Source organism: Bacteroides faecis, from assembly GCF_020091505.1.
GTDB lineage: Bacteria > Bacteroidota > Bacteroidia > Bacteroidales > Bacteroidaceae > Bacteroides > Bacteroides faecis.
In genome coordinates this window covers 206,996-219,161 of the sequence record NZ_CP081916.1, presented here as the reverse complement: position 1 = coordinate 219,161, position 12,166 = coordinate 206,996, and the positions used below count along the sequence as shown (strand labels likewise).

The 12,166-nt window shown below is 36.0% G+C and carries 15 protein-coding genes and 1 pseudogene; 6 read left to right on the top strand and 10 right to left on the bottom strand.

Annotation, left to right across the window (positions count from 1 at the left end; translation table 11 throughout):
• Window positions 1-405: 405 nt before the first annotated feature.
• The 10 genes and pseudogenes from K6V30_RS01395 to K6V30_RS01350 all read right to left on the bottom strand — a co-directional run bounded on the left by K6V30_RS01395 (window position 406) and on the right by K6V30_RS01350 (window position 7,382).
• Window positions 406-1,023 carry a hypothetical protein gene (locus tag K6V30_RS01395; protein WP_010535375.1) on the bottom strand — a complete coding sequence of 206 codons (618 nt, stop codon included), beginning with the start codon at window positions 1,021-1,023 and terminating at the stop codon, window positions 406-408.
• Entirely contained in the window at window positions 1,014-2,516 is a 1,503-nt protein-coding gene (locus K6V30_RS01390; protein ID WP_055270448.1) for a transglycosylase domain-containing protein, read from the bottom strand. The genes K6V30_RS01395 and K6V30_RS01390 overlap by 10 nt, the downstream gene beginning before the upstream one ends.
• A gap of 297 nt (window positions 2,517-2,813) precedes the next feature.
• Window positions 2,814-3,537 (bottom strand): annotated as a pseudogene (locus K6V30_RS01385) (DUF5712 family protein); the annotation flags it as partial.
• Between the two features lie 4 nt (window positions 3,538-3,541).
• A complete protein-coding gene (locus K6V30_RS01380) occupies window positions 3,542-4,126 on the bottom strand; it encodes a BfmA/BtgA family mobilization protein (protein ID WP_010535373.1) in 585 nt (194 codons plus the stop codon).
• Between the two features lie 284 nt (window positions 4,127-4,410).
• Window positions 4,411-4,743, bottom strand: a complete 333-nt coding sequence (locus K6V30_RS01375; protein WP_010535372.1) for a helix-turn-helix domain-containing protein — start codon at window positions 4,741-4,743, stop codon at window positions 4,411-4,413.
• Between the two features lie 129 nt (window positions 4,744-4,872).
• Entirely contained in the window at window positions 4,873-5,217 is a 345-nt protein-coding gene (locus tag K6V30_RS01370; protein ID WP_010535371.1) for an RteC domain-containing protein, read from the bottom strand.
• 43 nt (window positions 5,218-5,260) lie between these two features.
• Window positions 5,261-5,488, bottom strand: coding sequence for a hypothetical protein (locus K6V30_RS01365; RefSeq protein ID WP_022302429.1), 228 nt, complete (start codon window positions 5,486-5,488; stop codon window positions 5,261-5,263).
• Between the two features lie 120 nt (window positions 5,489-5,608).
• Complete coding sequence (locus K6V30_RS01360; protein ID WP_010535369.1) at window positions 5,609-6,259, bottom strand: HAD family hydrolase; 651 nt, start codon at window positions 6,257-6,259, stop codon at window positions 5,609-5,611.
• Window positions 6,256-6,861 (bottom strand): sugar O-acetyltransferase, encoded by a 606-nt coding sequence (locus tag K6V30_RS01355; RefSeq protein ID WP_007485298.1) that lies wholly within the window; start codon window positions 6,859-6,861, stop codon window positions 6,256-6,258. Before K6V30_RS01355 ends, K6V30_RS01360 begins: the two co-directional genes overlap by 4 nt.
• Before the next feature lie 11 nt (window positions 6,862-6,872).
• The gene (locus K6V30_RS01350) at window positions 6,873-7,382 is read right to left on the bottom strand and encodes a nitroreductase family protein (protein WP_022302430.1); all 510 of its coding nucleotides are present in this window, start codon (window positions 7,380-7,382) and stop codon (window positions 6,873-6,875) included.
• Between the two features lie 109 nt (window positions 7,383-7,491).
• Here K6V30_RS01350 and K6V30_RS01345 point away from each other — a divergent pair, with 109 nt between their 5' ends.
• From K6V30_RS01345 to K6V30_RS01320, 6 genes are all read left to right on the top strand, one after another.
• Window positions 7,492-8,334: a helix-turn-helix domain-containing protein gene (locus K6V30_RS01345; RefSeq protein ID WP_010535367.1), complete on the top strand. Its 843-nt coding sequence runs from the start codon at window positions 7,492-7,494 to the stop codon at window positions 8,332-8,334.
• A 196-nt stretch (window positions 8,335-8,530) separates the two neighbouring features.
• Entirely contained in the window at window positions 8,531-8,845 is a 315-nt protein-coding gene (locus K6V30_RS01340) for a helix-turn-helix domain-containing protein (RefSeq protein ID WP_010535366.1), read from the top strand.
• Complete coding sequence (locus tag K6V30_RS01335; RefSeq protein ID WP_010535365.1) at window positions 8,832-9,035, top strand: DUF3876 domain-containing protein; 204 nt, start codon at window positions 8,832-8,834, stop codon at window positions 9,033-9,035. Before K6V30_RS01340 ends, K6V30_RS01335 begins: the two co-directional genes overlap by 14 nt.
• Window positions 9,036-9,161: 126 nt before the next feature.
• On the top strand, window positions 9,162-9,500 hold the full coding sequence (locus tag K6V30_RS01330) for a helix-turn-helix domain-containing protein (protein ID WP_010535364.1): 339 nt from the start codon (window positions 9,162-9,164) through the stop codon (window positions 9,498-9,500).
• A complete protein-coding gene (locus K6V30_RS01325) occupies window positions 9,481-11,559 on the top strand; it encodes a toprim domain-containing protein (RefSeq protein WP_055270446.1) in 2,079 nt (692 codons plus the stop codon). Before K6V30_RS01330 ends, K6V30_RS01325 begins: the two co-directional genes overlap by 20 nt.
• Window positions 11,556-11,939 (top strand): helix-turn-helix domain-containing protein, encoded by a 384-nt coding sequence (locus tag K6V30_RS01320; RefSeq protein ID WP_010535362.1) that lies wholly within the window; start codon window positions 11,556-11,558, stop codon window positions 11,937-11,939. Before K6V30_RS01325 ends, K6V30_RS01320 begins: the two co-directional genes overlap by 4 nt.
• Window positions 11,940-12,166: the final 227 nt, after the last annotated feature.

Sequence of the window (12,166 nt, the reverse complement as noted above, 5' to 3'; positions counted from 1 at the left end):
TATAAGCAATCGTATAGGATTCCTATTGTACGATTTCGACATTTGTATTTGTTTTAGATTCTTTATAATAGGAAATTTAATTCCTTATTGTGCTGCTTTCGGGTAGACATTGAGTATGTCTCTTTATTCTTTTTACCATCATCCTTGGTTTAAGATATTGCACATCTTGCGTTATGAAAAAGAGCAACTCAAAAAATAACTTTGAATTGCTCTCTTATTTTAGTGATCCGCCTGGGATTCTCCTAAGAGAGTTACCATGCTGATATTTAAAACTTTATATTTTTAGCTTCAAGCATATCCCATGATTTAACCCACTAATTTGCTACGTGCTTTTGCGGTAGTTTGCTCATGGAGAATACTGGGAACAAAGATATGCAATTCATTTGCATTATTAAAAATATGTAGCTATATTATATATTTCTCAAGAATCAACATCACAGCAAATATGAATATACAGCAAAATATAATCCATACAACAGATAAAAAGACAATACTTTTTATGAGATAGAAAATAGCAATTAGGATAAATACTATAAAGCTTATAGCTTTAATTAGTTGTATAAAATATGCTATTACTCTTTTATAAGTATTAGTCGTGTCATGTTTTAGAAAATATTGATTTTCTTTTCGAATTATCTCTGCACATTTATCAATCGTTTCTCTTAGCTCCTTTCTTGTGTCTAACACTAATCTTTCATTAGTCACTTCTTTAAATGCAATCTCTATAATATTTACAATTATCTTTTCATCAACATAAGCCAGTTTGTCTGATAGAATTATTTTTTGTAGTTCTTCCTTTATATTTGTCTCTTGAGGAAATAATGCAATTATATTTATATAATTGTACAGTTCTGACAATATGCCAATCCTTTTTTCTGTTACTTTGAAAAAAGTTTCTCTAGATTGTCTCATAGGTGTTTTGATTAATTCTTTACATATCCAAGCTATGAAACCTACTAAAAGCGTAATTAATATACTTAATATGTCTTTATTCTCAGATATGAAATTATTGATTACATCCATGTGTACATTTTTTTTTGGCTAAAAATATTTCGAGCAATATTTTTAATAGAGTTAATAAAGCTTCCATCTTTAGAATAATCATTTATAGAGTTTTCTTGCCTCATTATCCCTAAGACAATCTTTTCATTCCCTAAAATTGCAAATCTTTCTTTATTTCCATTTGTAGTCCCTGTTTTTAAAAATAAGTTATTTATATCTATTCCTAGTTTTATTTTTGCTATTTGACATAATAGTTGCTTGCATTCATTTTTAAAAGGATCATCATTGTTTAGGAAAAAATCAGCATATAATTTAGTGAGCTCAAATAAAGAAATTCCATCGCTAGTTGCTCCAAGAATGCTAGATGGGTGTATATTGCTCTCTTCTTTATTTAGTAAACTAGCTATGAATTTTAAGACGTTATTCATGCCTATTTTATTGGCAGCATTTATAAAAGCGTTGTTATTTGATGTCAAAAGTGCTTCTTGTATATTTAAGACAGACTTGCTGGGTAGTTCTGCTTCCTTTACGTTCCATTTTTGATTGTTAATTGTAGTTATGCAATTAAATGTTTCTTCTTTTGAAACCCCATTTTCTCTATAAAAAGTATATAAAAAAGGTTTTAATGTAGAGCCTATATTAGAATGAAAAGTAAGAGGATAATCTATTCCATATTTACTATTAATACCGATTATTTTCCCATCTTGTAAAATAACAATTGATATGGGATAAGGAGATTTTTCTATAGTGTAATTAATAAAATTCTGTAAATCAAAATTGAGGCTTGTTAGTATGCTTGATTTCTTATTATTGATAGATTTTGTGATATATGGTATTACAGATGGAGGAATTATTGACAGTTTATTGTATTCAAAGTTGTATGTCCACATTTTATTATTCTGATAAACATTCTTACTTATAATTCCTTTTTTAAAAAGAATTTCATTAAGAAGGTTGTATCTTTTCATGCATAAATCAGAGTGTCTTATATAATAATTTGGTCCTCTTAATATGGTTAATAGTAATAGTTGTTCTTGTTGTGATAAGAGATAAGGCTCTTTGGCAAAATAGTATAAACTTGCTGCTCTTATTCCATATAAGTTTTTTCCCCAATAAATATTGTTAAAATATAAATCTAATATCTCTTCTTTTGTGTGTTCTCTCTCTAAGGACATAGCATACAGTATTTCTTTTATCTTTCGATGAAAGGTTATAGAATGGTCTTCGAATAGATTGCGAGCTAACTGTTGTGTTATGGTGCTTCCTCCTTGTATGATTCTTCGAGCTTTGATATTCATATATAAGGCTCTTGATATTGATTTTATATCAATTCCTAGGTGTGAAAAGTAGCGCTTGTCTTCAATTGCTATCAGATTTTTTCTTATTTTCCTACTATAATGCGTTACAATGGCTTTCTGTTTGTAAGATTGTGAAACTATACCAAAAGGAATTTTTCGGTTCCTTTTGCCTTGTGTGTACGTAACAAAACCTATATATTCATTATCTTGAAACATAATTCTTACTTTTTTGCAAAGATACAACATTAATGAGTATTTTAAAAATTGAAAGGTGATGATTTATAATGGTTTGGTAATCTTAGGCATGAGTGTACTACTTTTATAATTTATATTCTCTTTTGGCGTCATACTTGTTTTTTGAAATTAAAAATTTCGTATAGGTGCTTTTGGTGAAACGAAATTGATGGAGACAACTTAATTTTCTTATAATCTATCAGACCTGTTTCTTCTATAGACTATCTGATTGTTTGTTTCTTTGTTTTCAAGACTGATAAATAGCAAATTTTCTTGATTATTATCTTGATTGATTTTTGTTTTTCTTTCACTGGATTGAAGTTCTTGTTTTTGTAATTTAAGTTGGTCGATTATATTGCCGTTCTTCATCATGTTCTGATAATCAAAAGATTCCAATTGTTGGCGCTCGTAACCAAACAGCTTATCAAAGCCTTCTTCCGCTTGTTGGAATAGGTTCACACGATCAAATCCACCTTTAATTACTCCGTTCTTGGTGCTCTTATGATTGGTTAGTGGGGGATAGCTTCTTTTTATTTGCTTGGTCTTTCCGGCTCACAATCAAATGGCAGTGCATATTCAGTTCATTATCGGAACGGTTGCGGCTAAAATGAATCTTACCATAAAATTTTATATCCGAAGCGGATAGTTCCTTATTGAAGTTCTTGGCATATTCAGGAATAAACACTTCCCGGATATACCGCTTCATGGATTCGGCTTGTTCATGTTCTGTATTACCCATTGCTTGAAGTTCCTTTTTCGATGGGCTGACATGAATAGCATAAAACTTAGCATCCGTTTTTAGGAGTTGCCCAATATTTGTATCTATATCCTTTATGACTTTTGATTTATATATATTATCATCTGTAAGATTGAAAAAGCCTTCAGTATAGATGCCTTTCTCCATTCGTTCTAAATCTTCATGCTCTAAATAATTAGCTAGCTGTCGGCTACTTCCTGCATTGTTATATGTTCCGTTTGATGGTGGAGCAAAATCTATGTGCATAATCCTATGCATTTATTAGATTACTGATTTCAGTCTTCAAGTTTTCCTTCCTTTTGCCATCCATCACACCACAAGCGGACAACTCTGAATAGAGTTGTATCAGTTGAAGTAGCTTCTTATAATTTCGTTGGTATATCTGGTAAAGTGTATTAATCTTTTTGGACTGGTTGTTTATCACATCGGCATGATTACAAAACTGTTCACTTAACTTTTTAAGCACGACTGTTTGTCTCTCCTGGCTGGCTTCCTGTTGAGAGAGAATACGAGTTTCTAGAGTTTTGGCAATAGCATCGAAACGCAAAGCAATAGAATTTGTTGCCCGTATCATGGGATTCAGTTGTTCTTCCTCGTAGTGACGGATGAAACGGATAATATCATCCTGCCTCTTATTTATTTTCGCCAGTTCTGATTTTACGGATTCTGGTGCTTCGGATGGGTTGATATGTGCCTTATCTATATACCCAAAAGCCAGCTTTACAACTTCACTCTTTTTCAGTGAATAGCGTTTGCATATTTTTTCTACCAAAGTTGCCGTTTCCTTGTCAATGGAAATGGTCGTGAATATCGTTTTTCGACTGCTGTTTGGCATAGTAATTACTTTTTTATAGAAATATGAATGGATAAATACCTGATAATAAGCGTTGCAAAGAAAATGCTTATTACAGGTGTCATTACAGTGTGTTCTTGTAACACGCTAAAGCCGAAGGCTTTGCCTCGCAGAGCAAGAGGGAAGAACAGGACTTGTCCAGTTCCCTCTTGCTCGATTTAGCGAAACGGGCTGAACCGATAGGTGAAGCAGTTTCTGTTAAATCGAGGTGACAACACAAAGAAATAGCCCGCACACAGGCTTCTTCCCTCTACTGCGTTTTGCTATCAGGGCTGATTTGTCAACTGATTGTCTTTTTCAAACCGTTTGTAGGTTTGGGAATCGGCACGTTCACGAACAAAAGCTCGAATATCTACAGCCCGATAATAGGTTTTCCTTCCGATAGTGAAATAAGGAAGTTGATTATTTACTTTGTAGCGTTGAAGAGTTCGGAAAGATACTTTCAGGAGAAAAGCTAAATCCTGATTATCAAGAATCTTCTCATTATCATCTAGTACTGTATCAGTATTGATAAGAGATTTCAAATCTTGTCCGATTACGGTGAGCTTTTTGGATAGCTTTTCCATCCACTTCTCGAAGTTTTCATTGTCTATATACATTTTGCTTCATTTTTTAGTTCAACATTATTGTTTTCAATCGATTGATGAAGCAAAGTACGGTAAATGGATACAAATAAGTTAGGGGTGTAGTATATCTACTCCCCTAACAATTGTTGGTAAGTTCCTGATTTATAGATAACCTTTCTTTTTACTTTCTTCAGCAATAGCTTTGCGAAGTGTATCTAAAAATTCAGTTACTTTAGATGGCTTTCGCTTTATGACGCTTTCGTGTTTCTTGTGAACATCTCCTAATTTGATATTAAAGAGGTGTTCAAATGCTCTCCCAATTTCTGTTAATGGTGATTTTGTTCCGGCATGGGTTACTACCCTTTGTGATAGGAATAGTCCACTAATCAACTCCATGATTTCAACTAAGTTGGTATTGTCGGTCAAATAGAGTGGTGAAGGTGGAAGGCTGTTTATTCTATTTTGAAATTGGCTGGGATACTGAATTTTTAGATTCAGCAGTTCCATTTCTGCGGTAACAGTAGCCTGTACCTTTTGTATGAACAGCTTTTTAAGCGCATTTTTCCCCCTGCCCGTAAAGAGGTATTGTCTCAAGTAAAGCTATCTCGATACGGGTAGCTGCAAGAATTCGATAAGTAGTTGAATAATCATTTCCATTACTTATAGTTCTAATCTGTTCAACAAATTCGCCATAGGCTTCTTGCATTTCACTATTAGTTACTTCTTGTGAGGTTTCATAGAATAGTCTGAACATCCTCATGTTTAACAATACATTCATAAGCATAATTTTAATGGTAAGTATTATATAGAAAGACTTTACGTCTGATTTCATGCTTTTATATTACCAATAAATATCCATTATGCCAGAAAATACTAAAATCAATCTACGAATATGAATCTAAACTAAATGAGCTTCTTTCTTTAGAAAAGAATGAAGTGATTTGATAGAACTAAACACATATCCTTGATTTTCCTTTTCTAATTTCTTCATTTTTGAGAGTGAGGCTATCCATGCAGCAGATAAGCATTGTATTCCAACTTTACTACAAGCGGTAATATCGGAAAATTCATCTCCAACATATACCATTTCTGCTGGTTGGATATTATATTTTGACATTAGTTCTGCCATTGATTCCGCTTTTGTGTTTCTATCTGGAGATCCGATTGAAATACTGTCAAAAAGAGCTTCCATTTCAAAATGGTGAAGCGTAATATCACAACTCCTTTGACCTTTACCTGTTATTAAAGATACAATAATTGAGTTCTTCTTCAATTCTGTTATCAATTCTCTTATCCCCGCAAATGGTTGAATGTAGACTGTGTGCATTTCTTTGTATTTCACATAAAAATCAATCAGAGCTTTTTCCCAATCTTCTGAAACGACCTCTTTAATCATTCCCTCTTCATTAAGTCCGAATGTTTTCACAATATCATCTTTTGACAATATTTTTGATGCATAGGGAGATACTGCCTGCTTAAAGGCTTCGATACACATTGGGATTGTATCGGCAATTGTACCATCCAAATCAAAAGCGACCAATTTTATCATAGTTTCTTAGTTTGATTGATTTGACGTATCACTTTACATGGATTTCCAACAGCTAAACTATTTGCCGGAATATCTTTTGTAACAACACTACCTGCTCCAATTACACTACCGTACCCAATTGTTATTCCGGGAAGGATTATTACACCTCCACCAATCCAGCATCCATCCTCAATTGTAATAGGCAAAGCGTAAGTGCGGCGAACTCGTTTTATTCCATCTTCTGTTTCAACAGGCGCTAGCCGTTCATCTAAATCAATAGGGTGAGTTGCTGTATAAAGCTGAACATTAGGGGCAATAAGAACATTACTTCCGATAGTGATTTTATTACAATCCACAAAGGTACAACCGGTATTTACAGTAACATTATCCCCTATATGTATATTGCAGCCATAATCACAGATAAACGGACTGGCAACCGAAACTTTCATTCCGATACTACCTAGCATCTTTTTTAGCAAGCTGTGTTTTTCTTCTTTATCCTCATAAGGTAATGAATTATATTTCATCAATAACTTATGTGTTCGGGTCTTTAAATCCAAGAAAACTTGATTATGACAATCATACCATTCACCAGCTAGACATTTTTCCATTTCTGTTTTCATAATTGTTACGTTTATAAGATTGAAACTATTTCGATTATATCTTTTCTTTTAGATGATTTTTCAGGTGGTTGTTTTACATAACCTAATGAAATAATTGCCACAGGGTACATATTGGAAGATAAATGAAGATTATCCTTTAGCATATCTGGATCGAAATTACATACCCAGCAGCTACCTAATCCTTGTTCTGCTGCGGCTAAACAAATATGTTCAGTCGCTATTGCTGCATCAATATCTGCATGGTTCTTATTGTCTGATTTTCTCACCCAAGAAATTGAATTATCAGCACAAACTACAATATAGAGTGGAGCTTCGGTAAACCATTCACGTGGATAAGATTGTTGAATCAGTAGTTTGGGCTTATTGCTTTTTACGACAAAAAAGTGCCAAGGTTGATAGTTTACAGCAGAAGGAGCAAAAGGGGCACATTCTAAAATGTAGTCGAGTTTTTCTTGCTCAATCATATCAGAAGAATAGTTTCTTGCTGAATAACGTTGTTTTGATAGTTCTAAAAAGTTCATAAGTAATCTAATTTTGATTTGTGGCAAAGTTATACCTATTTTATTTCAAATATAGGTATATATTTTCGCTATATTGGTATAATTCCGCTTTATGTGTTATATTTGAGGTATGAAAAAAGAAAATCTTCATCAACCATTTGAGATCAGCTTTAACGAGCATAATGAATCGTTATTAACTGAGCATGAGCATACTTTTTTTGAACTAGTCTACATCTTAACAGGAACAGGTATTCAATGGATTAACAATAATATGTTCCCATATCATGATGGACACTTGTTCTTGATAACTCCAAATGATTCTCATTCCTTTGAGATTCACACAACTACAAAATTCATTAATATCAAGTTTAATGACATCTATATACATTCAGCCATATTTGGTTCAGAGAATATTCAGAGATTAGAATTTATTTTGCAACATGCAAATCATCAACCGGGTTGCATCCTTAGAAATAAGGTGGATAAGTTATTAGTGAAACCAATGATTGAAGCAATTATTCGGGAGTATGTAAATAGGAATCTGTATAGTAAAGAGATTATCACGCAGTTGATAAATACTATAATTATTGTTGTGGCAAGAAATATAGCTATGTTTTTACCTCAACAAGTCGATGAATGTTCAGATGATAAGTCTCTCGATATTCTTCAATATATTCAAGCAAATATCTATCAAACAGGTAAAATTAGAGCAAAAGAAATCAGTCGGCATTTTGGTATATCTGAAAGTTACTTGGGACGTTATATAAAAAAGCACACCAACGAAACAATGCAGCAATACATATTAAGCTATAAACTAAAATTGGTCGAAAGCAGATTGTTACATAGTCAAATGAGAATAAATGAGATTGCCGAAGAACTAGGATTTACCGATGAAAGCCATTTGAGTAAATTTTTTAAAAAAAACAAAGGCTGTAGTCCTTCAAGTTTCAGAAAAAGTAATAAGACAATATGATGCGTATCTATTCTTAATCTAATATATTTCAACGATAACATATATACTACTTATCTGTTTTCTTATTTCAATAAGAAGCCAGCAATAGTCAAATTCCACCACTTCCAGACAGTTTTTAAAACGTCTCTTGATTCTTCTTTCATTTGCCGATGAAAATAGAATCAACACGTTTTATAAACCATTTAAAAGAGAAAGTATGGAAGTAGTAACCATTGAAAAGAGAACCTTTTCGTATGTCTGCGAACGGTTCACCGAGTTTGCCAAACGAATAGAAAGTTTGTGCAGCACTCATACCCAGAAAGTAGAAAACTGGCAGGATAGTCAGGAAGTGTGCCTGTTGTTAGGCTTTAGTAAGCGAACGCTGCAATATTACCGAAGCAGTGGACGGCTGGCTTATTCTCAAATCGGCAGCAAGATTTATTATAAGTCTTCCGATATTGAAAGAATTATTGCGGACAGTGAAACACAAAATCAATCATCCAAACAAACCACGTCTTATGAAAAGAACTAAAGAAGATTACCCGTCCTTCAACCTGTTTTCTATTGTCGGCACATGGGAAAGCGTTAATCTGAATCCTACGGTTATCATCTACCGGAACGATAAAGAGTATCTTCTTTCTATTATATATGTATCGGAAACCACCAAACAGGCTTCGCTCGCTACTTATGAAATCCAGTATTCCAAAATGCGAAGATATTGAAAAGATGGTTATTAGGTTAAATTTATTAGGTATTTCTTGAAAAGTTATGCCAAGTTGGTAACAAGTTGGCAAATGCTCCGGCACTATTGGATGAACTTTGCAGCAAATTAAAATGATAACTGTAATATGGAAGTAATAACAATGGATAGCAAGGTGTATAAAGACCTTGTCGGGAAAATTCAACGAATTGCCGACTTCGTGGCAAAGGCACAGGTTATGCCCAAAGAGGAAAATGAGGTGTGGCTGGATAGTAATCAGGTGGCGGATGCCCTGAATATAAGTACACGCACATTACAACGATTGAGAAACGAAAACCTGATAAGTTACTCTATGCTGAGAGGGCGGTGTCTTTATAAACTTTCGGAAATAGAACGGGGACTGAATGAACGCATCATCAAATGCAAACCACAGGATAGGGAGAATTTTCGGAGGAATTATTTCTTGAATGATAACGAGAACGAATAAAGAGGATATTCTTCTGCTAACGGATAAGGGGTTGGCGGTTTTCAAGTATTATATCCCTTTCTCTTTTAAACTCGGACGTAATTTCTTAAATCCGCTGTACAAAGATAGCAAGGCTTCGTGTAATGTGTATTTTGACCGGAGAAACGGAATGTACAAAATGAAGGATTTCGGAAATGATGATTATTCGGGGGACTGTTTTGCGTTGGTCGGCAAGCTAAACGGACTGAATTGTAAAGAACCTAAAGACTTTGTGCAAATACTGGCTATCATTCGGGATATGCACTTGGGCTTATCTGACAAGTCCGAAATGAGAATTTCCTCTACTACATCTGTTCCGGTGATTGCGGAAGTTACACATGTACCGAAAAGGAAGAAAGCAAGGCCTTATACGTTGGCGCAAAAGAGCTTTACGGCTGCGGAACTTGCCTTTTGGGGAGAAAGTGGTATCACGCAAGAGGTGCTGAAATTGTTCCAGGTGGTTTCGTTGAAGAAGTTCAGCAGCGAGAATAACGAAGGGAAACCGTTCAGCATTGTGGCGACGGATAAAGAACCGGTATTCGGATATACTGCAAAGCAATATGTGAAGGTGTACCGCCCGCACTCGGAGATGCGCTTTTTATATGCGGGGGATTTTGGGGAGAATTACTGCTTTGGGCTGGAACAGTTGCCTGCTAAGGGGGATTTGCTCTTTATTACAGGCGGTGAGAAGGACGTGATGAGCCTGACGGTTCATGGGTTCCATGCTATCTGCTTCAATTCGGAAACGGTGACTATTCCCGTGGGGATTATTCATAGACTCTCTTTCCGGTTCAAACATATTGTCCTGCTCTATGATGTGGATAAGGCGGGGCTGGACAGTTCGGCAAAACAAGAACTGGCGTTGAAGAACTACGGGGTGAAACGATTGTTGCTGCCACTGGAGGGAACGAAGGTGGAAAAAGATATTTCGGACTTTTTCCGTTTGGGAAACAGTCGGGAGGATTTGATTAAACTATTTCTGGATTATCTGGATACAATATACAGCGAAACTATGTCTGCTCTGAAATCTTGTGAGGTGGATTTTAATAATCCGCCACCCGTGGCACAAATGGTTGTGTCGGTGAATGATGTGCCGTTAGGCACGCAAGGGAATATCCTCTGTATTACCGGTGGTGAGGGAACCGGAAAAAGTAATTATGTGACGGCATTGATAGCCGGTGCCATCGGACAATCCGACAATAATAAGGATAAGGTGATGGATACGTTGGGGGTGTCGGTTTGTGAAAACAGCAAGCGGAAGGCGATTCTGTTCTATGATACGGAACAGTCGGAGGTGCAGACGTACAAGAACATTACAAACCTTTTAAGGTGTTGCGGACGGGAAACGATGCCGGAATACCTGAAAGTGTATTGCCTGACGGGAATGAGCCGGAAAGAACGCTTGCAGGCGATTATCCAAAGCATGGATAAGTTTCATTATCAGTTCCGAGGGATTCACATGGTGGTGATCGACGGGATTGCGGATTTGATAAAGGGTGCGAATGATGAAACGGAAAGTATTGCCGTGGTGGAGGAATTGTACCGGCTGACGGGGATTTACAATACTTGTATCGTTACTATCCTGCATTTTATTCCTTCGGGGCTGAAGTTGCGCGGGCATCTGGGTAGTGAGTTGCAACGAAGGGCGGCGGCTATCCTCTTGATAGAGAAAGATACTGATCCGTCGGTGTCGGTGGTGAAGGCGCTGAAGGTGCGTGACGGTAGCCCGCTGGATGTGCCTATCATGCAGTTTGCATGGGATAAGGATGCCGGGATGCACGTGTATCTGGGGGAAAAGCCGAAAGAGGAAAAGGAGAAGCGGAAAGAGGATGAACTCGTGGCGGTGGCACGGGATATTTTCGGACGGCAGGACTTTATTACTTATGTGGATTTAGCGGAACAGATTCAAGCGATACTGGACGTGAAGGAACGCACGGCGAAAAGTTATATCAAGTTCATGCGGGAGAAGGAAATCATACGGAAAGACCCGTCGAACCAGAGTTATTATATCATCGGGAACTTAAAACAGGCGGGATTATGATACCATTGGATAAAGAAACATTCGAGGCGTATATGGAACGGTTGCTCGAACAAGTGGAAAGGGTTGTAGGCACACTGGACAAGAAGAACAAGAAGCCGCAAAATTACCTGAACGGGGAACGGCTGTACGATAACCAGGATGTTTGCCTGTTGCTGAACATCAGCAAACAGACGTTGCAACGGTATAGGGATAATGGACTGAAATATCACACGATCCTGCATAAGACGTATTATAGGGAGAAGGACTTGCACGAGTTTATACGGAGGTATTTCGATGGAGAGAATGTAGGGAAAGGCAAAACGAAGGAATGTAAGGAAGATGAACGTACAGAGGATGGTATGTTGTCCGATGATGAGAACGAAGTAACAGAAGATATTTAGGTTGTTATAATTTCCATTTAAGCAGATTTAGCCGATAACCTGACGTTGTGTGTAGCACGTACTGTCGTGATGATAGGACGGGATATTTTTTCAAAATTTCGGCAGTAATAAGATAATACTGCCGAAATTTTGATGTATAGCCCAATCAAGTAGTTTTGATAAATATGACAGCTTAATGTTTGAAAATTATATAATTCGATTTATTAATATGTTTGCTATGAGTAAAA